We start from the raw sequence: 24,300 nt of genomic DNA on the forward strand, positions 1-24,300 counted from the left end.
ATAGACATACGAATAAATAAATATTATAAATTAGCAATAAAAGAGGGAATGAATATGTTGGTGCCTAAGGCAAAAAAATTCAATGCTCGGCAAACAGAAGATGCCAAGCAACGGTTTAGTATCAGAAAGTATAGTTTTGGTGCTACCTCAGTATTGCTGGGCTTCTCCTTCATGCTGATGGGGGCGGGCAGCGTTTCCGCCGACACGACCACTCCAGCAGAAACCAGTACAGAACTGGTTGCTGACGCAGCGGCAAACAGCGGATCCCAGCAGACAACGAGTGAATCAACTGAAGACAGCACGAAGACTGACGCGGCAAGCACGACTGCTGCAATTACCAGTACGGAAAACTCTGCAGCGACTACACAAACTGCTTCTGCTACTGAAAGCACAAATGATGCGGCATCTACTCAGACCGCAGAAAAGAGCAGCACAGACAGCACCAGTTCTGACAGCAGCGCAACTGAGGCAAAGGAAAGCACTGATTCAAGTGCAACTTCAGCAAGTACGGAAAGCACTGACCAGGCAGCGGCAACTACTGCCAGCCAAAGTACTGAAGAAGAAAAGGCAGCATCTACCACTGACACCGCATCTACTACTGCAGAAAAGACTGAAGACGAAGCTGCGGTACAAGCCAAGCAAGCGGCTACTGTAAGCAATAATTCAGAAGACCGCCTGGTACAAGGCAAGTCTTTGACCTTGTCCAGCGACAAAATCGGCTATACTTCTGAAAATGGAGAAACTACTGGTACTAGAAGTTCGATTACAGCTACTATTTCCTTCACTGGGGAAGTAGGAGACAAGTTCACGTTAACGGTCCCAGCAAACGTTACTGGTGAGGATATGTCAATTTTGTATGGCATCAATTCTTACACCAAGTCCAGTATCGCGGATACCACTGTAACGCAAGACAACGCAGCAGGTTACTTCTACATTACCAGTGTCTTAAAGGAAGCCGGCAGTCTGACTCAGAACGTTGTCTTTACATCGGTAAAAAGCCAAATGACCACTATCGGCGATAAGATGGTGGACTCTGATTCAATTGGCAGCCGGGAGATGCAGATGGTTCTGTCGGCTGAAGATGCCGATGGCAATAGTTTGGGCTCAGTCAGTGAGACTTTTACCCAAATCATGAAGCCAACGGTTGATCCGCAGCTGACCCGTACCCCAGACAAGAAATATCAGGCAACTATCCAGCCAAACAAGGACTACACTTACTCCTTGAGTCTGAATGAGCTGCTTGGTATCAATAATGCCAGTGACGTCGGATCATTCTCCAGCAACCGGGTAATCAGAAGCATTAACTATGGCACTGAAATCCGAATCCCTGTACCGGCCCAGTTTGAGTTGAACGCTTCAGATACTGCAACCAAAAATGCTTTTAGCGATCAAACCACGATTACTCAAGATGGGATTGGGGCAGATGTTGTAATCACTGTGCCTAAGGGTTCGGGTAACAATGTTGATACATACGATGCTCGGCAGACGCCATACTACATTGTCGGCAAGTATGTTTTTGACGGCAGCGTCAATCAAACAGTTACTGCAGACAAACCTATTACAATCACTCAGTATCTTGATGATGCACAAACCAAGACCTTGACCGGGAACCTTGACATTACCTGGAGCGAAAACGTCAATTCAGAAATCACAAAAGGGAACGCCAGCCTTGGGGGCTACGGTGCCTGGACTGGCAACGAACTGGTCTTAAAGGATACGGCTGACAGACTGACTACTTTTGCATTTGGCAACCTGTCCAGTTATGACTTGACCGACGTATCATTTGATATCAAGGTAGCCGATGGTTTTAACGCAACTGGTATTACTACGCCTAAAGTAGATGGCACTAACAGTTACAGCTATGTTTTGACCTACGCCGATGGCACTACCAGCACTGGTACAGTGACCGCGGGTGAAGCGATCAAGGCTACGGGCAACAGCCCGATCCGGGAAGCCGTTTTGACGGCAGACTATTGGAAGGCAGGAGCCAAAACCGATGGTGCCGGCGTGGCAATGGATCCGAATACCCAGCTGCAGCGCTTTACGATTACTGGGAACTTGTCTGATACTTATGACGATGGCAGCGCGGTGAAGACTGGCGACAGTCTGACCAACTCCATGACGGTTTCTTCTGACTACTTGAAGGGGGCGACGCAGAAAGTAACGCAGAATATTGTCCCAGAGTACATGAGCAGCTTCCGCATCTATGAAGATGGGGGGATCGGCTTGGCAGGCGAAAGCCAGAAGCTGACTATTCTCAGCAACACGGACTTGAGCTTTGTTAAAAATGTCAATCTGGACAAGCCAGTCATTTATGTGGTTTTGCCGCAATACGCAGTCTACAATGAAAACGCATCTACCTTCTATGGTGATCCGACTGTCTCAACTTTCTACGTCAATGATGGGGCAAATCAAGTAGTTAAACTGGACTACAGCCAATCAGAGTATCAATACAATATCCGTAACAATAATTACAAGATTGTCGCGGACATCAGTGACGATGCTTTGCCAGGAACATATACCAGTCACTTCTTTGTCAGAACTACGACAAAGATGATGTATATGACGTCCGTCAACTACAATCAGCTCTACAAGCCAGAATACACTGAAGGCGATTCAACGAATGTCTGGACAAACGGGATTTCAACCAACAAGTTTAGCTTGACCGTCCTCACTCCAACTGAAGAATTCACCATGGGTGCCATGAGTCAAGGTAACCTGGATACAACTTTCCAGAATACTGGCAAATCCTTCTCGACTGATTTTGAGGACATGCAGTTCAAGATCACGCCGAAGAATTTGACCAAGGGTGATTTGACCAATGTCCGCATCTACTCCAACTTGCCGACTGAAGGGGATGTACAGCTGACTGGACCGGTAACGACCACCGATACTAATGCTAAAACTTACTATTCAACCAGTCTAGTCGACCTCAGCAGCAATGAAGAAGACAATGTTACTTGGCTGAGCGAGGATGAAGTGACTGATTGGTCAACAATCAAGAGTATCAAGGTCCAAGAAGATACGCTGGCTCAGTCAACGCCGTCCAACCTGTTTTCAATCGTTATTCCAGCCAAAGATACCAGCTTAACAGGCGATGTGGGCAAGTACTTGAATTTAGGCTACAAGGCATATGCTGACCAGTTTGTTACCCCAATTAAAAAGTCCATTGCGACCAGCATTCTGGTTTTAGGACCGACGGTAGAAAGCAGAACGGTTACTAGAACCATCAATGTCCATCTGCCATCTGGTGAAGTGCAGACCACTAAACAGGAAGCAACAATTACCAGAACAGGGGTTGTTGATAAGACTGGCAACACGACTTACTCAGACTGGACCACGTCTTCATGGGATGAATTTAGCAATGTCCCAGAAGTTGCCGGTTTTACCCCAAGTCAAAAAGTGGTTGAGGAAGCAAGGGTTGATTCAACTACTAGCGATGTCACGATCGATATTACCTACACTGGCAATACCCAAAAAGCCCTGGTTAACTATGTCGATCAAGACAAGAACAATACGGTGATTGAAAACTCTGGTGACTTAACTGGCGCTTCAACGACTGCAATTGGCTACAGCACTGCTGATACGATCAAAAAATTGGAAGAAGCTGGCTATGTCTTTGTATCAAGCGACTACCCGTCAGATGCAACGTACGACACTGACGACAATGTTGATCAAGTCTATACGGTTGTACTTAAGCACGGCCAAGCAGCTACTAGCCGTGACCAAAAGGTAACCCGGACGATTGTTTACGAAGTGCCTGCTGGCTTTGATACTCCGGAATCAGTAGAAGAAACTTTATCCTTCACTCAAACTGGTACTCAAGACTTGGTAACCAAGGAAATCACTTGGAACCCAGTTGACTCACAGAGTTTGCAAACTGTAACCAGTCCGAAGATTGCTGGCTTGACTGCTGACAAGAAGGAAGTTGCTTCTGAGGAAGTAACTCCAACTTTTGATGGTGACAAGTCAACTACTGTGAAAGTTGTCTACACGCCAAACCTGCAAAATGCTTTGGTCAACTACGTAGATGAAGATAAGAATAACGAGCTTATCGAAGATTCAGGCAACTTGAGTGGCTTTTCAAAAGATATGATCGGCTACAGCACTGCTGGCACGATCAAAAAACTCGTTGATGCTGGCTACGTATTCGTCTCAAGTGACTACCCAACTGACGCAGCTTACGATACTGACGACAACACTGACCAAGTTTACACTGTAGTTCTGAAGCACGGCCACAAGTCTGTTGACCGTGACCAAAAGGTAACCCGGACGGTTGTTTACGAAGTGCCAGCAGGCTTTGATACTCCGGCATCAGTAGAAGAAACCCTGTCCTTCACTCAAACTGGCACGCAAGACCTGGTAACCAAGGAAATTACTTGGAACCCAGTTGACTCACAATCTTTGAAGACTGTAATTAGTCCAAAAATTGCGGGTTTGACGGCTGATAAGGATGAAGTTGCTTCTGAGGAAGTAACGCCAACTTTCGATGGAGATAAGTCATCAACGGTCGTAGTTGTCTACACGCCAAACGTTCAAAATGCTTTGATCAACTACGTGGACGAAGACAAGAACTACGAGCTGATCGAAGATTCCGGTACTTTAAGCGGCTTGTCCAAGGACGTGATTGCTTACAGTACTGCCGACACGATCAAGAAGTTGGTGGACGCTGGCTACGTATTTGTATCAAGCGACTACCCAGATGACGCAGTTTACGATACTGACGACAACACTGACCAAGTTTACACTGTAGTTCTGAAGCACGGTCATACGACTGTTGACCGTGACCAAAATGTTAAGCGGACTGTAGTTTACGAAGTTCCAACAGGCTTTGATACTCCGGCATCAGTAGAAGAGACTTTGTCCTTCACTCAAACTGGTGACCAGGACCTAGTAACCAAGGAAATCACTTGGAACCCAGTTGATCCTAAGAGCTTGAAGACTGTGACTACTCCAACTATCTCTGGTTTGACTCCAGACAAGGACGAAGTAGCTTCACAAGAAGTAGTTCCAACCTTCGATGGTGACAAGGAAACCACTGTCAAGGTTGTCTACACTGCCAACAAGCAGAAGGCCTTGGTAAACTACGTTGACCATGACAAGAACAACGAAGTAATCGAAACTTCTGGCGACTTGAGTGGTTTGTCAAAGGACTTGATTGGCTACAGCACTGCCGAAACGATCCAGAAACTCGTTGACGCAGGTTACGTATTCGTCTCAAGCGATTACCCAACTGACGCCGCTTACGACACTGATGACAATACTGACCAAATCTACACTGTTGTTCTGAAGCACGGGCAAGCAACTGTTAGCCGTGACCAAAAGGTTACTCAAAACGTTGTCTACGAAGTGCCAGCCGGTTTTGAAGCACCAGAATCAGTAACTGAAACTGTATCCTTCACTCAAAGCGGTGTTCAAGACTTGGTAACCAAGGAAATCACTTGGACTCCAGTTGATTCGCAAAGCTTGAAGACTGTAACTACTCCAACTATCTCTGGTTTGACTCCAGATAAGGACGAAGTAGCTTCACAAGAAGTAGTTCCAACCTTCGATGGTGACAAGGAAACCACTGTGAAAGTTGTCTACACTGCTAACAAGCAGAAGGCCTTGGTGAACTACGTTGATGCAGACAAGAATAACGAATTGATCGAAAACTCTGGTGATCTTACTGGCCTTTCAAAGGACTTGATTAGCTACAGCACTGAAGATACCATCAAGAAGTTGGAAGCAGCGGGCTATGTATTCGTCTCAAGCGACTACCCAGATGATGCAGCTTATGACACGGACGACAACACTGATCAAGTCTACACTGTAGTTTTGAAGCATGGTCATAAGACTGTTGACCGCGACCAGAATGTAAAGCGGACCGTAGTTTACGAAGTACCAGCAGGCTTTGACACTCCAGAATCAGTTGAAGAGACTTTGTCCTTCATTCAAACTGGTGACCAGGACCTAGTAACCAAGGAAATCACTTGGACTCCGGTTGACTCACAAAGTCTGAAGAGTGTAACTACTCCAACTATTTCTGGTTTGACTCCAGACAAGGACGAAGTAGCTTCACAAGAGGTTGTACCAACTTTCGACGGTGACAAGGAAACCACTGTGAAGGTTGTCTACACTGCTAATAAACAGAAGGCCTTGGTAAACTACGTTGACCAGGACAAGAACAACGAATTGATCGAAGACTCTGGTGATCTTACTGGTTTGTCAAAGGACTTGATTGGTTACAGCACTGAAGACACGATCAAGAAGTTGGAATCAGCAGGTTACGTATTCGTCTCAAGCGACTATCCATCAGACGCCGCTTACGACACTGATGACAATACTGACCAAATCTTCACCGTTGTATTGAAGCACGGCCACCAGAGCGTTGACCGCGACCAGAATGTGACCCGGACTGTTGTCTACGAAGTGCCAGCAGGCTTTGACGCTCCAGAATCCGTAGAAGAGACTTTGTCCTTCAATCAGACTGGTGACCAAGACTTGGTAACGAAGGAAATTACTTGGAACCCAGTTGATTCTAAGAGCTTGAAAACGGTCACTAGTCCAACTATCTCTGGTTTGACTCCAGATAAGGACGAAGTAGCTTCACAAGAAGTAGTTCCAACCTTCGATGGTGACAAGGAAACCACTGTCAAGGTTGTCTACACTGCCAACAAGCAGAAGGCTTTGGTAAACTACGTTGACCAAGACAAGAACAACGAATTGATCAAAGACTCTGGTGAACTTACCGGTCTGTCAAAGGACTTGATTGGCTACAGCACTGAGGACACCATCAAGAAGCTCGTTGACGCAGGCTACGTATTCGTATCAAGTGACTACCCAGATGATGCGACCTACGACACTGACGACAACACTGACCAGATTTACACTGTTGTTCTGAAGCACGGACAAGCAACTGTCAGCCGTGACCAAAAGGTTACCCAAAACGTTGTTTACGAAGTGCCAGCAGGTTTCGATGCACCAAGCTCGCTAACTGAAACTGTAAGCTTCACTCAGACTGGTACTCAAGACTTGGTAACCAAGGAAATTGCTTGGAACCCAGTTGATTCTAAGAGCTTGAAGACGGTCACTAGTCCAACTATCTCTGGTTTGACTCCAGATAAGGACGAAGTAGCTTCACAAGAAATAGTTCCAACCTTCGATGGTGACAAGGAAACCACTGTCAAGGTTGTCTACACTGCCAACAAGCAGAAGGCTTTGGTAAACTACGTTGATGCAGACAAGAACAAAGAATTGATCGAAGACTCCGGTGACCTTACCGGTTTGTCAAAGGACTTGATTGGCTACAGCACTGCTGATACGATCAAGAAGTTGGAATCAGCAGGCTACGTATTCGTATCAAGCGACTACCCAGATGATGCTGCTTACGACACTGATGACAACACTGACCAAGTCTACACTGTAGTTCTAAAGCACGGGCAAGCAACTGTTAGCCGTGACCAAAAGGTTACTCAAAACGTTGTTTACGAAGTGCCGGCCGGTTTCGAAGCACCAAGTTCAGTAACTGAAACTGTAAGCTTCACTCAGACTGGTGTTCAAGACTTGGTAACCAAGGAAATTACTTGGAACCCGGTTGATCCTAAGAGCTTGAAGACTGTAACTACTCCAACCATCTCCGGTTTGACTCCAGACAAGGACGAAGTAGCTTCACAGGAAGTCGTTCCAACCTTCGATGGTGACAAGGAAACTACTGTGAAGGTAGTCTACACTGCCAATAAGCAGAAGGCCCTGGTAAACTACGTTGATGCAGACAAGAACGACGAATTGATCAAAAACTCTGGTGATCTTATTGGCCTTTCAAAGGATTTGATTGGCTACAGCACTGCTGATACGATCAAAAAACTCGTTGATGCTGGTTACGTATTTGTATCAAGCGACTACCCAGACGACGCAGCTTACGACACTGATGATTCAACTGACCAAACCTACACTGTAGTTCTGAAGCACGGCCACAAGACAGTTGACCGTGACCAGAATGTAAAGCGGACTGTGGTTTACGAAGTTCCAGCAGGCTTTGATACTCCAGAATCAGTTGAAGTAACTCTTTCCTTCACTCAGACTGGTGATCAAGATCTGGTAACCAAGGAAATTACTTGGAACCCGGTTGATTCGCAAAGTTTGAAGACTGTAACTAGTCCAAAGATTGCTGGTTTGACCGCTGACAAGGATGAAGTTGCTTCTGAAGTCGTAGTTCCGACGTTCGACGGTGACAAGGAAACCACTGTCAAGGTTGTCTACACTGCTAATAAGCAGAAGGCTCTGGTAAACTACGTTGATGCAGACAAGAACAAAGAATTGATCGAAGACTCCGGTGACCTTACCGGTCTGTCAAAGGACTTGATTGGCTACAGCACTGAAGATACGATCAAGAAGTTGGAAGCAGCAGGTTATGTATTCGTATCAAGCGATTACCCAACTGACGCCATTTACGACACTGACGATTCAACTGACCAAATCTACACTGTAGTATTGAAGCATGGTCAGGCAACTGTCAACCGTGACCAAAAGGTTACTCAAAACGTTGTCTATGAAGTACCGGCTGGTTTTGAAACACCAAGCTCAGTAACTGAAACTGTAAGCTTCACTCAGACTGGTGTTCAAGACTTGGTTACTAAGGAAATCACTTGGACTCCGGTTGACTCACAAAGTCTGAAGAGTGTGACTACTCCAACCATCTCGGGCCTGACACCAGACAAGGACGAAGTAGCTTCACAAGAAGTCGTACCAACTTTCGACGGCGACAAGGAAACTACTGTGAAGGTAGTCTACACTGCCAACAAGCAGAAGGCCTTGGTAAACTACGTTGACCAAGATAGTAACAATGCAGTGATCGGGACCTCCGGTGACTTGACCGGTTCATCTAAGGACTTGATTGCTTACAGCACTGAAGATACCATCAAGAAGTTGGAAGCAGCAGGCTACGTATTCGTTTCAAGCGATTACCCATCAGACGCCGCTTACGACACTGATGACAACACTGACCAAGTCTACACGGTTGTTCTTAAGCACCAGACTCAAGAAAGAGTGAACACTAAGGACGCCAAGCAGACGATCCACTACGTTGGCACTGACCAGCAGCTGCCTGACAAGGTTCAGACTGAAAAGGATGCCTTTAAGCAAGTTGTTGTAGTTGACCTGGTAACTGGCAAGGTGGTAGAAGAAGGTCCATGGACTGGCCAGAAGACTTTTGGCACGGAAACTGTATCGGTAATCACCGGCTATCACTCCAATAAGAAGATCGCCGGTGGTTTGACCGCGACCCCAGACCAGCCAGAAGTTGAAGAAACTGTCACTTACGTTCCAAATGGTCACGTCATCTTGGTTGATAAAAATGGGCAGCAACTGCCTGGAACTAGCTCAGACCAGTACACGACTGATCCAGAAGACCCAACAAAGGTTCTTGACGTTGTTGTTCCGGAAGTGAAGGGCTACCAGCCGCAAACTGTTCAAGTAGGGCAGAAGCTGACTCCAAGTGACCCATCTGGCGACACTTACATTGTCTACGATGTTCCTACTCAGCCAGTCGAGCCATCTAAGCCAACGACTCCAACTGAACCGACTAAGCCGGAAACTCCAGTAGAACCGACTACACCGGATCAGCCAACTGAACCGACTAAGCCGGAAACTCCAGTAGAACCAACTACTCCAGATCAGCCAACTGAGCCGACTAAGCCGGTGACTCCGGTTGAACCGACTACACCGGATCAGCCGACTGAACCGACTAAGCCGGAAACTCCGGTTGAACCGACTACACCGGATCAGCCGACTGTACCGTCTAAACCGGTGACTCCAGTAGAACCGACTACTCCAGAGACTCCAGTTGAACCGGCAACTCCGGATCAGCCAAGTGTACCTTCTAAGCCGGCAACTCCGGCAGAACCAGCTCAACCTGAGCAGCCTATCGTTCCTTCTAAGCCAGCCACCCCGGCAGAACCTAAGACTACCGAGAAGACGAATACTCCGGCTTCTCCAGTCGCAACTGCTTCTCAGACTAGCCAAAAGACCAGTCCAAGCAAGAAGATGACTGCCGCTGAATTGCCACAAACTGGCAGCGATAACAAGCAAAGCAGCGAAATGACCCTGATGGGTGCAATCCTGCTGGCTCTGTCCGCCGCAACCAGCTTTGTCACTGGCAAGAAGCGCAAGAAAGATTAATTTTTAGGCAAAAAGAAAGAGCCTGACAGACAGGCTCTGAACGAAAATGGTGAAGTTCGATCTGATTCGGACTCCACCATTTTTTGATAATGATAAGATATTAGAAAAGGGGGAGGGACCATGAACGGGGGATATTCCGTAACTCAGCGAACAAAAAATGTGAAGCAGCCAAGGGGAGGGTATATCAACCCGAAAGAGCTTAAGGCAGAGTCTTTGGGCCCAGGTATTGAGGCGCTGAATCCGGTCGAAAACATCAGTCCAAACCTGGTTGGTTTAGCTGTCGATTATCTGACCCGCTTTATGTCGGGAGCAAGTGGGCCAGAAGCTTTCGAAATTTCGCTGCTAGGAGCACATAATCTTGGAGAAGATGCTTTAGCCACAAAATTGCTGGCAGAAGTGAAAGGACTGGATGATATCTCGATTGCGAATGCTATTACGCTCACCGGATTTGATGTTGGTTACCGGGCTGGCTTTGGTTATAAGCCGGTTAGCGAGTTCAAGCCGGATCAAGCAACGATTCAGAACGTGAGGACGATGGTTGAACGCTCACTGCATTTTCTTGAGCTCTATGGCCCAAAAGTTCTGGATGGATTTACTTTTGAAGGTGGCTATACAAATACGGTAAGAACGGGTGATGGCGACTTTACTACGGCTGACACCCTTTGGGACTTTAAGGTATCGAAGAGGAAAGTGCAAAAAGAGCACACTCTGCAATTGCTCATGTACTGGCGGATGGGTCTGCATTCGGTTCATCCGGAATTTCAAAGCATCAAGTATCTTGGCATTTACAATCCCCGCCTAAATCAAGTCTACCGTATTGCCGTTGCTGACATTCCGGAAGATGTCATTAGGGAAGTTGAAGAAAAAGTGATTGGGTATGGGATGTAGCAATGCAAAAAGAAAATGGTGGTCCAGAATGGATCACCATTTTTCTGCTTAAAGCTCCTTGATAAAGAAGTATTGGTCATACTCGTTGAAGGCTGGGGCGATTTTGAACAGCTCTTTGTAGCCCATCTTCTTGTAAAAATTTGGTGCTTGAAAGCTGTAGGTGTTAAGGATGATGCGTTTGATTTGCTTTGCCGCGGCCACTTTTTCTACCTTATTGAGCATCTGCTCGCCGTAGCCATGGCCTCGGTATGCCTCTGCCACACAAAGATAGTCGATTTCAACCGTATCAAAAACAGCACTGGCAACAATGCCCGCAGCAATTTTTCCATCCTCTTCGATGTAAAAGCTGTAGTCACCCGAATCCTCCATGAACTGAGCATTGTATTCTTGCAGCATCTGGTGCACTTTCTCGTTGACTTGCCTGCTGCTTTTCTTGATTTCCATCTTGTCTGCCTCCTTTTTTAGATTTTAGCAAAAGGAAAGACGAAAAAATAGGTCTGCTGGTTAAGCAGGCCTATTCTTCTTAATATACAGGGCGGGTTAAACCGTCAGTATCTGGGTCAGCGATCCCCAGGCTGTCCCGGCTGCCGAAAGTCGGATCAGCCACGATCTTCAAGACTACGTCAGCGATGCTTCGTCTTGAGCCGGAAACGCCGACGAACTTGTCGTGCCGGTGGGTGATGGAGTACTTAACTTCTGGCCGGTCGTTCAGCCATGGCAGGCGTAGAGTGGTGTAGTCAAGGCCAGATTCTTCTAAAAGCTGGTCAGCATTTACTGGAGAACTGCCTTCTGGGTTGCCGCCAAAGCAGAAGTCCCGGTTCCACTTGCCGAATTCACCAGGAACTTCATCGTACAGGCCGAGCAGGCTGGTTTCAATTACCCGGCTGATGCCGTTTTGCTTGGCGGCAGCAATGATGTTTTTGGTTGGGCGATTGTTACCGGCATCGTCATGGTCAACGACAGCTGAGAAGATCATATCACAGCCCTTAGCAGCGTCAACTACGTCCTGCTTGTTGTTCAAGTCACCATCAATCAGAGTTACCCGGTCTGGGTAGCGGTCCTTCAAGCTTTGCAGGCGGCTGGCCCGGCGCAGGAATAAGACCAGGTCGACATCTTTGAACTTGTCTTCAGTCAAAATTCTTTCTTCAACGATGCGGGCAATTTGGCCGTTAGCAGCCAAAATCAGTAACTTCATGTTTATTTTTTCCTTTCTGCTTGTCGGATTCTCTTGATGCTTTTATGATAGCGGGGCGCAAGCTTTTTGAAAAATGCTCAATGTGCAAGATGGTATGCGAGTGGAACATAGCTTTGGGATGTTTCAGACGTATGGTTCAATACGGTTATTGCAATGTACTTACAGAGGCAAATCTATTAATCTAATAGAAAAAGAAAGGCGTGATTACATGAAAACATGGCTGATTACCGGTGCTTCAACTGGCTTGGGCCGGGGAATCGCAGAGGCTGTTCTAGAGGCAGGAAATAATGCGGTTCTTACCTCTAGAAGCGAAGAAGGCTGGCAGATTTTGCGGACCGCTATCCAAGTCAGGTTTTGGCCTGCAGTTTGGAATTAACTGACAAAAGCCAGTGAGATGCTGCAATAGAAGCAGCTTTGCGGCGCTTTGACAAAATTGACGTTTTAGTCAATAACGCTGGGAGAGGTCATTTCGGCTCAGTTGAAAGAAGCAGTGAGCAAGAGAACAAGTTAAGCCTTTGGGCATTGACGCGATGATCGTCGAGCCGGGAGCCTTCAGAACGGAGTTCAGAGTAGCCGCCAGCGGCGACCCAGATGAAGAAAATCCAGCTTATACCAAAACCGCCGAGGCCAGTCGGGAATTCTTGCGCGAGCACCCGCACGATCAGCCGGGTGATCCGGCTAAGGCGGGTAAAGCAATATACCAAGCCAGTCAATTGACAGAAAAGCCGAAGGTCTTGATCTTAGGCAAAGGCATGATTGAGCTTGCCCAGAGGAAGCTGGCCGACCGGGCGGAAGAAATTGCCAATTGGCGGGACTTGGCTGAAAGCACCGACTTTTAGGCTAATATTTCGGATGATACTTGGCCATGACCTTTTTTCAGTGCTGTTTTTGACGGTCAAGGTGTAATACATCAGACGTTAGGCACCAGGCACCTGGTTATGAAGGTGGGATGCCGGTAATTGACATAACAGATCGTTGAACTTGATCGTATTTATCAACGTAGATAACCAAAGTCTACCAGACTTTATGGTATTAAAAAGAGCTTGATTTCCGTTAATGGAAGTCAGGCTCTTTTTGATTGAAAAAATTACTCTTGGCCAGATTCATAGTTTTGGCACAGGAACTCGTCGGCATGCGGCAATTTGTCGTGCTTCATCAGCTCTTTTTCCGTGCCGGCCTCCACCGCGCTCTTGTAGTAGGCGCACTTGTGGTTGATCACGTCCAGGGTTTTCTGCAGGTCGGCAATCTGCTCTTCAACGACCTCCTTGCGCTTGAGGAAGAGATCGTAGCGCTCTTGCAGGGATGAGTCGCCCTCTTGAGCCCACTTAGAGAACTGCTTGATGTCCTTGATTGGCATGCCGGTGCTTTTCAGGCAGTCGACGATCTGCAGCATGGTCAGGTCGGATTCGTTGAAGACCCGGTAACCGGATTCGCGTCTCTCCAGGTTGGGGAGCAGGCCCTCTTTGTCATAATAACGCAGGGTCGTTGACGGGATCCCGGTCATTTTGGAAACTTCTTTGATTGTGTATCCCATAAGAAAAAATCTCCTAAAAAAGTTTGACTTTAGAGTTAACTTCAATGTTATATTCTATTTAGATGAAATGCAAGAGATATAATCAATTTTTTCAGGAGGCAAATCAGATGAGCAAAGTTATCGTAATTACGGGCGCGTCCAGCGGGATTGGTGAAGCCAGCGCGAAGGTACTGGCCGAGCAAGGCAACAAGGTCGTGCTTGCTGCCCGCCGGGAGGACCGGCTGCAAAAGCTGGCAGACGAGATCAAGGCAGCTGGCGGAGAAGCCATTTACGTGCTGACTGACGTTGCAAAGATGGACGAAGTTCTTGCCTTGGGCAGCAAGACGGTCGCGACTTATGGCAGAATCGACGTCTGGATCAACTGTGCCGGTTTGATGCCACTGTCTGAGCTGGCCAAGGGCAAGACAGACGAATGGGAGGCAATGATTGACGTCAACCTTAAGGGGACACTGTACGGCATTCACGCGGCCTTGCCAGTTATGAGAAAGCAGCAGTCAGGCCAGATTATCAATATTGGCTCTGTTTCCTCTCACATTCCTACTCCGGCAGGCGGCGTGTACGCGGCAACCAAGTTTGGCGTCAGAGCCTTGTCAGAATCACTGCGCCAGGAAGAAGCTACTGCCGGCAGCAACATCCGCGTGACGCTGATTGCTCCGGGCGCGGTTGACACTGAATTGCCGCAGCACGTCACCGATCCAGAGCAGCGCAAGGGGATGGATGTCTTTTACGCAAGCACGGCTATTCCCGCAAAATCGGTTGCTGACTCAATTGCCTTTGCGGTCAATATGCCAGAGCACACGGCAATCAACGAAATCCTGCTTCGCCCGACTGCCCAGGTTTTGTAAAATCAATTCAGTTGTTGGACTGGATGCATGAACATCGAACAGTTACTGAAAAAGGCTTGATTCCTGCTAGGAGTCAGGCCTTTTTTGGCGTAATTTTGTGCGTTATGCAAGCGCTTAGTAGCTTGATTTTTCTATAATACTATCACTTGCTTAAAGAAAAAGATAAAATAGTATTTATAGATAAAAAACAGGCATCTTAGTAATGATGATGCTGAGGGAAGAGGAAAACATGACTGTTGAAGCACAGCTGGAAGATAGATTGATTGCGCAATTAACACAAGATGTTCATCAATGGAAGTTCCGTGACGATTTACGATCTGTAGATCAACTATGGGAGAACTTTTTTAACATCTTAGAGTCAAACAATAAAGACCAGTTGCATGATCACCCGTTGACGGCTAACGAAAAGCTGACGGTAAGAACGGCGATCGTAAAACCGACTTTTTACCGGGCCACGGAATTTATGGTTGGGGCAAACCGGCAGGTCCGTTACCACTTAAAGAGAGAAGACTCCTCAATACCGGATGCGGATTTGCTCATTCTAGACAACACAAACATTGCCGGGGGCAACTCTGTTTATGAGGTCGTCCACCAAGTGCAGCTGCAAAAGAAAACCGCCCTTAACCAAGACCGACGCCTTGACGTAAGCTTGTTGATCAACGGGTTGCCAGTGATCCATATTGAATTAAAGGCGCCGAATGTTTCATATAAGAAGGCATTTAACCAGATTCAAAAGTATATCGATGAGGGGCAGTTTACCGATATTTACAGCTTTGTTGAAATGTTTGTGGTAACTAACGGCACGCAAACAAGATATATTTCTGCAGGTCAAAACTTGAACTCGAAATTTTTGACTGCCTGGGTTGATGAAAATAACCAGCGGGTTGACGACTACTTAAGCTTCGCGCAAGATGTTTTGTCGATTCCTGCTGCTCACCACATGATTGCTGACTACGTGGTTTTAGACAGTGAAAATAAGAGCGTTATTTTATTGCGTCCTTACCAGATACATGCAATTCAAGCTATTTTTAAGGCATCCCGGGAAAGCCAGTCAGGCTATGTTTGGCACACAACAGGTTCTGGTAAGACTTTAACTTCCTATAAGGTGGCACGGAACTTATTGCAGATTCCATCAATTGACAAGTCCATCTTCTTAATCGATCGTAAAGACCTGGATACGCAGACCACGACTGCTTTTAAGATCTATGCCAACAACGACACGATCAGTGTCAATGAAACCAGCAACAGTTATGACTTGGCTGACCAGTTGACGGATGGGGACCGGACTGTAGTGGTTACAACCCGGCAGAAGATGCAGAATATGTTTAAGCGGATTGAGGAATTAGATCAACTGCCTAAACGATATGAGAGCTTGAAGAACATGCGGCTGGCGTTTATTGTCGATGAATGCCACCGGACGATCACTCCTAGCCAAAAGCGGGAGATTGATAAATTCTTTAACCGCAAACCATTGTGGTACGGCTTTACTGGCACACCGATTTTTAACGAGAATGCCCGGGCAAAGAATGGTCAAGACGCGCGAACGACGGAAGAATTGTATGGGCCAGTCCTGCACAAGTATACGATCGGGGATGCAATTAGAGACAAGATGGTTTTGGGCTTCTCCATCGATAATCAAGGTGGAAGCAACGAAGATGGGAACGAAGAAGATACCAAGAAGATGGACCAGATTTACCGGTCCAAGGCCCATATGCATTCAGTTGCGACAGCAGTAATTAAAGCGGCGTACCGCAAGCAGGGCCTTATTTCTGGCAAGAAATACTCAGCTATTTTAACGACTTCGTCAATTGAGCAAGCCCAGAAGTACTACCGTATCTTCAAGAAAATCATCGATGGGGAAGACGAAGAATTTAAGATTCCAGAACGAATCAAGAAGGTGGCACCAGACTTCCCAAAGATCGCTATTACTTATTCGGTTAGTGAAAACGAAGATGATTCAGAATCCGTGCAGGATGAGATGAAGCAGTCACTTGCGGACTACAACGCCGTTTATGGTACGAACTTCTCGATGGCCGAGCTGGATCAGTACAATCAAAACGTTAACGCCCGGTTGGCACGCAAGAAGGCTCAATACCAAGCTGATAGCCAACGTTTAGACCTAGTGATAGTTGTTAACCGTTTGCTGACCGGCTTTGACTCACCAAGTTTGTCGACTTTGTACATTGACCGGCCGCCGATGAGTCCGCAGGACATGATCCAGGCCTTTTCTAGAACCAACCGGATTTTTGATAAAGACAAGACTTGGGGGCAAATCGTAACTTACCAGTATCCAAAGACCTTTAGTGAGAAGATTGATGATGCGATTGTCCTATATTCTAATGGTGGGGAGAAGTACGCGGTTGCTCCAAGCTGGGAAGAATCAAAGGAAAGCTACGTATCAGCCCGGTCTAAAATTGACATGTACAGCTTCGATGTAGATGGACCCTCAATTTATGATGCTCCCAAGGAAGAAAAGAAGAAATTCGTTAAAGCTTTCCAAGAATTTGACAAGGCTTTGGCTGCAATCAAGACCTATGATGAATTAGATACCGAAGAAGGCTTGATGCAATTAGGTGTGAGCGACATTACACCAGATGATTGGGAAGCCATGCGGGGAGTTTACGAGGACATTCTGGATGATCTGCGGAAAGACCCAGATAATGATCCTGATCAAAATGATGACATCGATGATGAATACGAACTTGAATCATTCGGACAAAAGGAAATCGATGAGCGCTATATCATGAACTTGATCCAGGCATTCTTGCCAGAAAGCTCTGACACTCAAGAAGAAGCTAGCGGCAATGAAATTTCGCCAGAAACAGTCAAGGAAATCAATGGTCACATTGATGAATTGGCAAAGACAAACGAGCTCTTGGCAGAGATCATGCGGAAGCTCTGGCAGCAGATTTTGCAGGATCCGGCTAAATACGCTGGCAAGCAAGTCGATGAGCTCCTTGAGTCCTTGATTGACCAGGAATTGCAATCAATCATGCGTGAGTTTGCTGATAAGTACAAGGTTGACTACGACCAGTTCCGGTACGTTATGGCTAACTATGACCCTAAGTTAAAGGGAAACAAGCAAAAAGGGATGAACGACCTTTTGGACAAGGAACGTTTCGTCGACTACTTGAATGACAATCCGGATTCTGACTTAAATAAGCCCTACCGTTGGAAGAGTGAAGTTCGCGAACAGGCCAAGCAATACTATGTAGATAAGATTGGCCCGTTGATTAACAGAGAAGCATAGAAGGAAGAAGAATATGGCAGAAGAAAATTCAACAGTTAGCTTGCAGAGTGGTTTATTTGCGGCTGCAGACGTCTTGCGTTCAAAGATGGATGCCAATGAGTATAAGAACTATCTTTTGGGGACTGTTTTCTATAAATATCTTTCCGACCAGCAACTGTACAAGCTCGCAGAAGATGCTGGTGAAGACGATGTTACTTTAGACGAAGCCCAGAAAATCTATGAGGAAAATCTTGAAGAAGAAGACCTCCTAGAAGAGGTTAAAGACGAGCTTGGATATTTGATCGAACCGGAGTACACATACACCAAGATCTTAGATAATGCCAACGATGGCAGCTTCCAACTCAATCAGTTAGGGGATGCCTTTAACAAGCTGGAAAGTCAAGGCAGCAGTTTTGAAGGCTTGTTTGACGACTATGACCTGTATTCAAAGCGGCTGGGACAAAACTTGCAAAAGCAGACAGATACAATTGCCGGAGTGATTAAGGCGATCGGCAAATTAGAACTGGTTAAGACACCTGGTGATACCTTGGGAGATGCTTACGAATACTTGATCAGTCAATTTGCTTCAGAATCAGGTAAGAAGGCCGGCGAATTCTATACTCCGCAAGAAGTGTCAGAACTTTTGGCACGTTTGACTTTGGTAGGTAAGGATTACTCTTCCGGGATGAGCGTTTACGACCCGGCAATGGGGTCAGGTTCATTGCTGCTGAACTTTAGAAAGTACGTTCCAAACTCATCAAGAATTACTTACTACGGGCAGGAAATCAACACGTCAACCTTTAACTTGGCTAGAATGAACATGATCCTGCACCACGTTGATTTAGCAAACCAGAAGTTGAGAAACGGGGATACGTTAGACGAGGATTGGCCAGCTGAAGAAACTACCAATTTCGATTCAGTTGTCATGAACCCGCCATATTCACTTAAATGGAGCGCGGACAAGGGCTTCTTGGATGACCCACGGTTCTCTAAGTATGGTGTTTTGCCGCCAAAGTCAAAGGCTGACTATGCTTTCTTGCTTCACGGCTTCTACCACTTGAAGCATAGCGGGGCAATGGCTATTGTTCTGCCGCACGGGATTCTTTTCCGTGGTGCGGCGGAAGGAAAGATCCGGCAAAAGTTGCTTGAAGAGGGCGCAATCGATGCAGTAATCGGTTTGCCCGCAAACTTGTTCTACTCAACTGGCATCCCGACCACTATTGTCGTTCTTAAGAAGGACAAGCAGGATCGGAGCGTGCTGTTTATTGACGCATCTAAGGAGTTTGAGAAAGTTAAGACTCAGAACAAGCTGCGGCAAGAAGACATTGATAAGATCTTGAAGACCTATGAAGAACGGCCTGCAGATGTTGAGAAGTATGCTCACTTAGCAAGTTTTGATGAGATCAAAGAAAATGACTTCAACTTGAACATTCCTCGTTACGTTGACACTTTTGAGCCAGAACCAGAAATTGATCTGCGAGACGTGGCTAAGGAGTTGCGGGATATTGACCAACAGATCAATGAAAACGAGAAAGAATTGGTAGGGATGCTTAAGGAATTGACTTCAAGTGACGATGATATCATGGCAGGATTGCAGAGCATCATCGAAGATTTTGAGGAGGAAATTCACTAATGAAAGACGAAAAAAAGGCTCCTAAACTGCGGTTTAAAGGCTTTACTGACGATTGGGAGCAGTGTAAGTTATCCGATATTTCAAAAAAATCGTATGAGAAGAACACGGACAACAAATACTCCACGGTTTTAACTAATTCTGCTGAATATGGCATCGTTAAACAACGCGATTTTTTTGATAAAGATATTGCTAATTCAAGCAATATTTCAGGCTACTATGTAGTTAGAAAGAATTATTTTGTATATAATCCGCGTATTTCTAATCAAGCAAAGTTTGGTCCAATAAATCGAAATAAATTGCATGAGACCGGCATAATGTCGCCGTTATACTTAGTTTTTACGGTGCACGATATTGATGAGTCTTTCTTAGAAACACTATTCCAAACTACAACTTGGCATAGATTTATGTATCAAAATGGTGATACTGGCGCAAGAGCAGATAGATTTGCGATCAAAGATTCTACATTCATGTCTATGCCAATTAAGGTGCCAACGCTAGAAGAACAACACAAACTTGCTTTAGCCTTTCAAAAGCTAGATCGCACCATCACTTTACATGAGGAAAAGAAACGCCAACTTGAGCGTCTTAAAAGCGTTTTATTACAGAAGATGTTCGCTGATAAGAGTGGGTATCCCGCTGTTCGGTTTAGAAGATATAATACTGCTTGGAAACAAACAGAGTTGGGTAATCTAATGGATGTTGGCTCAGTAAAAAGAATACATCAATCGGATTGGCAAAACTCGGGAGTTAGATTCTTAAGAGCACGCGATATTGTTGCAGAGTTTAAACACGAAAAAATTGATAAGAGACTTTATATAGATAAAAAAACCTATATTAAATATTCTATGCTCTCCGGAAAGGTTCATAGGGGAGACCTTCTTGTTACTGGAGTTGGAACTATTGGTATCCCAATGCTAATAAAAAATGAAATCCCTATATATTTTAAAGATGGTAATATAATTTGGTTTAAGAATAACAATACAATAAATGGCTATTTCTTATATTATTCTTTTTCCTCGAAAAATATACGAAACTTTATCAAAGCATCTGCGGGTACGGGGACTGTCGTGACATACACTATTGAAAGCGGAAAGAAAACCCCTATAATACTGCCATCTAATCAAGTGGAACAAAGAGAAATTGGATTGTGCATTCATCAGCTAGATTACTTGATTAGTCTCTATCAGAAAAAAATAAACAGATTGAATTCAATCAAGCAATCTCTACTGCAAAACATGTTCATCTAATCTAAAATCTCCCTAGCAAGATATTTGCTAAGGAGTTTTTTATGCGTAGGAAACAAATTTTACTACATGATTATTTTGCCCAATGGATTGAGGTATACAAGGATGGAGCAGTTCGAGAAAGGACTCTAGATAAGTACTGGCTATCTCATCGCCATTTACAAGAAATTGCGCCTAATCTAAAATTAATCGATACTACAAGACTTGAATATCAGCAAATCTTAAATACTTTTGCTCAAACTCATGAGAAAGCAACAGTAATGGATTTTCACCATCAACTGAAGGCTATGTTGCTGGATGCGTATGACGAAGGCTATATTCAGAGAGATCCAACAAGAAAAATCGTGGTTAAAGGAAAGGAGCCTTCCGAAAAGAAGGCAAAGTATTTGAATGAATTCGAATTGAAGTTGTTACTTCGTCACTTAGATCTGTCAACTTTTCCAAATTTTGATTGGATGATCCTTTTGATTGCTAAAACAGGCTTGCGATTTAGCGAAGCTTTAGGGCTCACTAAAGAAGACATAGATTTAGAGCAGCAAACGATCAACGTAGATAAGACATGGGATTACAAGAGCTATACGGGGAGTTTCAAGCCGACGAAGAATTCGTCATCCGTTAGAAAAGTTCCCATCGATTGGAAGCTTGCTATGCAGCTGAACCAAGTTATTCAAGATTTTCCTAATGGTGAGCCAATATTTGCCCAAAAACGTGTCTTTAATTCAACTGTTAACAATTTACTGAAGAAGAACTGTGAGGAGTTAAATATCCCCGTTATCTCTGTACACGGGCTGCGCCACACCCATGCTTCCTTACTATTGTTTGCTGGGGTTTCCATTGCAAGTGTTGCAAAGCGTTTAGGGCATGCAGATATGACGACAACACAGCAAACTTACCTGCACATTATTCAAGAACTTGAGAACAAAGATAATACCAAAATTATGCAGCACTTGGCTGCGCTGTAAGGAAAAGGATAGCGGCTTGGTGTCGCTATCCTTTTAAATTATATGAACATTTTTTGGAGAAGTGAATTTTTAAGTGTTTTTAGATTATTTAACTTATTCTGATGCATAGTGATCAGTTTATTAAGACATTCAAGTAAGCGCCCAATGTGTTCTTGCTCTGAAATAGAAGGAATGCGCATAGATTCATTTAGAAAATCCTTTGCTACAAGGTTTGTCATCATTGTAGAAGCTTTTGTTACTCGTACCATAATTGGCCCCATGACATATTCACAATTTATATAATATTTCATGAATTGCAAGTCGTGTTTATCGATTGGCCTAAAGACATCAAAAACATGTGATACAATCCCATCTCCTATTGTATTTTCAACAAATCTTCCATGTGAAAATCTACTACTTTTATTTCCTTCAAATGCAATATCTCCAATTTTAAAAACGTTATATGTTTTTAAGTATTCTATACTCCTTATTGATGCATTTTTGTTGTAGTGCATATTTGCAACGGAAATAATGTCTTGTACACCATATTTAGTGTTCTTTTCATTTGACTTCGCATATACTTCTTTAAATTTTTTCAGTTGCCACTCACCACTAAATTCTCTAAACCTAACAGACGGATATCCATTCTCATCAGCGAATATCTTCTGCAGTAAAGCGCTTTTAAGACGCTCAAGTTGGCGTTTCTTTTCCTCATGTAAAGTGATAGTTTGATCTAAATATGAGAGTACGTTCCCAACCTCAATTTGCTCATGCTTCTTAGGGGAATGCATTACCGCATTATTTATTTCTGATGAATTAATGCTCTCAAATGTTGAGCCGGTGCTATATTTGGTCCAATAACCTATTGCTTTCATCCGTTTGAGTAGCTGAAAAATAAATTCATTGCCTTGGATGGCAGCTACTCCACGACCGATAACTACATCATAGACTGTTTTCCCTACATCACCTACAGGAGCTCTAACGGTTAAGATCAAATCGCCTTTGTTTGCAGTTTTTGTTATCTCTGTAGTCCAAATTCTAGGATATACCTGCCCATCCTTCATATCAGCATTTCCTTGAACAAGAATGTGATCCTTTGGATTATCTGTGTAATTATTAGAGTTTGGAGATTGACCCATCGTAATCACACACACATCCCCCAACTTACACTGCTCCCATTAAATAACTGACTAAATTTAGAATGAGTGACTTGTGGAAATCTGATATAATCTAAGAGGCAAGTTTTAAGGGCGGTGACTATCTGAATCCTGGAGGTGGTTCCATGGAGAATTATTGTAAAGGTAAGGTAGTCATGAGCGTATACGAAGCGCTGAGCTTGATGCTCACTTTTGGAATGTTCGTTATTGCTTTGTTGACTTATGTTGATAAGCATGGCAAGTAAAAAAGTCGTCCCTCTTAACTTTGCACAGTTAGGGACGACTAATTTGTTCTAATACTGTCACCGCCTTTGAAGCGGGCCATCTATGAGAGAGTCTTGCGCCAACAAGACTCTCTTTTCTTTTACTATTATAGCATATTTGGCTCAGATAAACATTTTTTGGAGTAAAGATTGTTTTATCATTTTCAGCAAATATAGTGCTCTATCATGTACATTAATGACTGAATCTAGTTTTGAGAGCAATTGACCAATTTTTTTCTGCTCATCTAAGGTGGGAAGTACTTCTTTTATCTCAGAAAATTTATCATAGTAGAAATATGATCGAACGCTACCCTCTTGAAGACGATATATCCACCGGTCAAAATTGTTGCTTTTAATCCAATACCACATATACTTTGAATCAAATCCCTCACGTAGTGTAAATACTTCGTATAGTGAACTGACGAGAATATCCTTATCGCCATTATAATATCCAATTGATCCAACGTTAATTCTTGCTGGATTATATGCAAATGAATTTGGCTTAACAATTATTGAATTTGTTTTATCCGCATTTAATGCATACCCACCATTTTCGAATTGCAGTTCATGAGGAACGAATCCATTTGAATTAGATACAGAGAAGCTTTTTAATATTCGTCCTTGCTTATTTCGGATTTTATATTTTTTGGTTATCTCTCCAAATTTTGCTTGCTCCCATTCGTCACTAAATCCTTCAAACCGAATAGCGGGATACTCGCTCTTATTAGCGAACATCTTCTGCAATAAAGCGCTTTTAAGGTGCTCAAGTTGGCGTTTCTTTTCCTCATGTAAAGTGATGGTTAGAGTTATCTTTTGAAAGAGATCACCAATCTTAACTTGCTCATTATTTTGAGGGAAGCTAACTCTTATCTTTTCAATGGTATTTTTTGAAAGGCTTGGTACCCCGGTTGATTCGTCATATCTTTTCCAATTAATATTTTTGAATAGAGGAAACATAAAGCTAATATCAACGGTTCCACGAGATGTTACATAAAACAGTGTATCAACAGTCCAAAAAGGCGCATTTAAATAATACGGCTTGTCAATCGTCCCTTTGCGGCCTATACCAATTGCATCAACATCAGATAATTTGTCATTAACACTCAACATATAACCACCTGTGCCATAAACTGGTATTTTGCCTGGTTGTAGCCCTTTATAATCCTTTCCGGAATTTATCTTTGCTACATCCCCCAACTTACACTGCTCCCAA

Annotated in this window: 15 protein-coding genes and 1 pseudogene; 10 read left to right on the top strand and 6 right to left on the bottom strand. The window is 44.5% G+C overall.

Annotation, left to right across the window (positions count from 1 at the left end):
- The first annotated feature begins 60 nt into the window (after positions 1-60).
- Positions 61-10,158, top strand: a complete 10,098-nt coding sequence (locus tag ACYVUT_RS05225) for a mucin-binding protein (protein ID WP_484501598.1) — start codon at positions 61-63, stop codon at positions 10,156-10,158.
- Between the two features lie 120 nt (positions 10,159-10,278).
- Complete coding sequence (locus tag ACYVUT_RS05230; protein WP_484500165.1) at positions 10,279-11,046, top strand: hypothetical protein; 768 nt, start codon at positions 10,279-10,281, stop codon at positions 11,044-11,046.
- A 48-nt stretch (positions 11,047-11,094) separates the two neighbouring features.
- Here ACYVUT_RS05230 and ACYVUT_RS05235 read toward each other — a convergent pair whose 3' ends face one another.
- Positions 11,095-11,490 carry a GNAT family N-acetyltransferase gene (locus tag ACYVUT_RS05235; protein ID WP_484500166.1) on the bottom strand — a complete coding sequence of 132 codons (396 nt, stop codon included), beginning with the start codon at positions 11,488-11,490 and terminating at the stop codon, positions 11,095-11,097.
- Between the two features lie 79 nt (positions 11,491-11,569).
- The gene (locus ACYVUT_RS05240; protein ID WP_484501599.1) at positions 11,570-12,241 is read right to left on the bottom strand and encodes an NAD(P)H-binding protein; all 672 of its coding nucleotides are present in this window, start codon (positions 12,239-12,241) and stop codon (positions 11,570-11,572) included.
- 208 nt (positions 12,242-12,449) lie between these two features.
- On the opposite strand from ACYVUT_RS05240, the gene ACYVUT_RS05245 reads away from it, so the two are divergent.
- The gene (locus tag ACYVUT_RS05245) at positions 12,450-12,617 is read left to right on the top strand and encodes an SDR family NAD(P)-dependent oxidoreductase (protein WP_484501600.1); all 168 of its coding nucleotides are present in this window, start codon (positions 12,450-12,452) and stop codon (positions 12,615-12,617) included.
- A 139-nt stretch (positions 12,618-12,756) separates the two neighbouring features.
- On the top strand, positions 12,757-13,080 hold the full coding sequence (locus ACYVUT_RS05250; protein ID WP_484500168.1) for a Rossmann-fold NAD(P)-binding domain-containing protein: 324 nt from the start codon (positions 12,757-12,759) through the stop codon (positions 13,078-13,080).
- A gap of 248 nt (positions 13,081-13,328) precedes the next feature.
- On the opposite strand, the gene ACYVUT_RS05255 is transcribed toward ACYVUT_RS05250, so the two are convergent.
- A complete protein-coding gene (locus ACYVUT_RS05255; RefSeq protein ID WP_484501601.1) occupies positions 13,329-13,775 on the bottom strand; it encodes a MerR family transcriptional regulator in 447 nt (148 codons plus the stop codon).
- A 107-nt stretch (positions 13,776-13,882) separates the two neighbouring features.
- On the opposite strand from ACYVUT_RS05255, the gene ACYVUT_RS05260 reads away from it, so the two are divergent.
- From ACYVUT_RS05260 to ACYVUT_RS05280, 5 genes are all read left to right on the top strand, one after another.
- On the top strand, positions 13,883-14,620 hold the full coding sequence (locus ACYVUT_RS05260; RefSeq protein ID WP_484501602.1) for an SDR family oxidoreductase: 738 nt from the start codon (positions 13,883-13,885) through the stop codon (positions 14,618-14,620).
- Positions 14,621-14,849: 229 nt separating this feature from the next.
- Complete coding sequence (locus tag ACYVUT_RS05265; RefSeq protein WP_484501603.1) at positions 14,850-17,870, top strand: type I restriction endonuclease subunit R, EcoR124 family; 3,021 nt, start codon at positions 14,850-14,852, stop codon at positions 17,868-17,870.
- Between the two features lie 13 nt (positions 17,871-17,883).
- Entirely contained in the window at positions 17,884-19,482 is a 1,599-nt protein-coding gene (locus ACYVUT_RS05270) for a type I restriction-modification system subunit M (RefSeq protein WP_484500172.1), read from the top strand.
- A complete protein-coding gene (locus tag ACYVUT_RS05275) occupies positions 19,482-20,729 on the top strand; it encodes a restriction endonuclease subunit S (protein WP_484501604.1) in 1,248 nt (415 codons plus the stop codon). Before ACYVUT_RS05270 ends, ACYVUT_RS05275 begins: the two co-directional genes overlap by 1 nt.
- Before the next feature lie 41 nt (positions 20,730-20,770).
- Positions 20,771-21,688 carry a tyrosine-type recombinase/integrase gene (locus ACYVUT_RS05280; protein ID WP_484501605.1) on the top strand — a complete coding sequence of 306 codons (918 nt, stop codon included), beginning with the start codon at positions 20,771-20,773 and terminating at the stop codon, positions 21,686-21,688.
- A gap of 38 nt (positions 21,689-21,726) precedes the next feature.
- Here ACYVUT_RS05280 and ACYVUT_RS05285 read toward each other — a convergent pair whose 3' ends face one another.
- The gene (locus tag ACYVUT_RS05285) at positions 21,727-22,806 is read right to left on the bottom strand and encodes a restriction endonuclease subunit S (RefSeq protein ID WP_484500885.1); all 1,080 of its coding nucleotides are present in this window, start codon (positions 22,804-22,806) and stop codon (positions 21,727-21,729) included.
- A 173-nt stretch (positions 22,807-22,979) separates the two neighbouring features.
- Between ACYVUT_RS05285 and ACYVUT_RS05290 the strand changes: the two genes are divergently transcribed.
- A complete protein-coding gene (locus ACYVUT_RS05290; RefSeq protein WP_154549506.1) occupies positions 22,980-23,069 on the top strand; it encodes a putative holin-like toxin in 90 nt (29 codons plus the stop codon).
- Positions 23,070-23,210: 141 nt separating this feature from the next.
- On the opposite strand, the gene ACYVUT_RS05295 is transcribed toward ACYVUT_RS05290, so the two are convergent.
- Together ACYVUT_RS05295 and ACYVUT_RS05300 are read right to left on the bottom strand one after the other, a co-directional pair.
- On the bottom strand, positions 23,211-23,822 hold the full coding sequence (locus ACYVUT_RS05295) for a restriction endonuclease subunit S (protein ID WP_484502046.1): 612 nt from the start codon (positions 23,820-23,822) through the stop codon (positions 23,211-23,213).
- 36 nt (positions 23,823-23,858) lie between these two features.
- A pseudogene (locus ACYVUT_RS05300) lies at positions 23,859-24,287 on the bottom strand (restriction endonuclease subunit S); the annotation flags it as partial.
- Positions 24,288-24,300: the final 13 nt, after the last annotated feature.

It is taken from the genome of Lactobacillus sp. WILCCON 0059 (assembly GCF_057197985.1).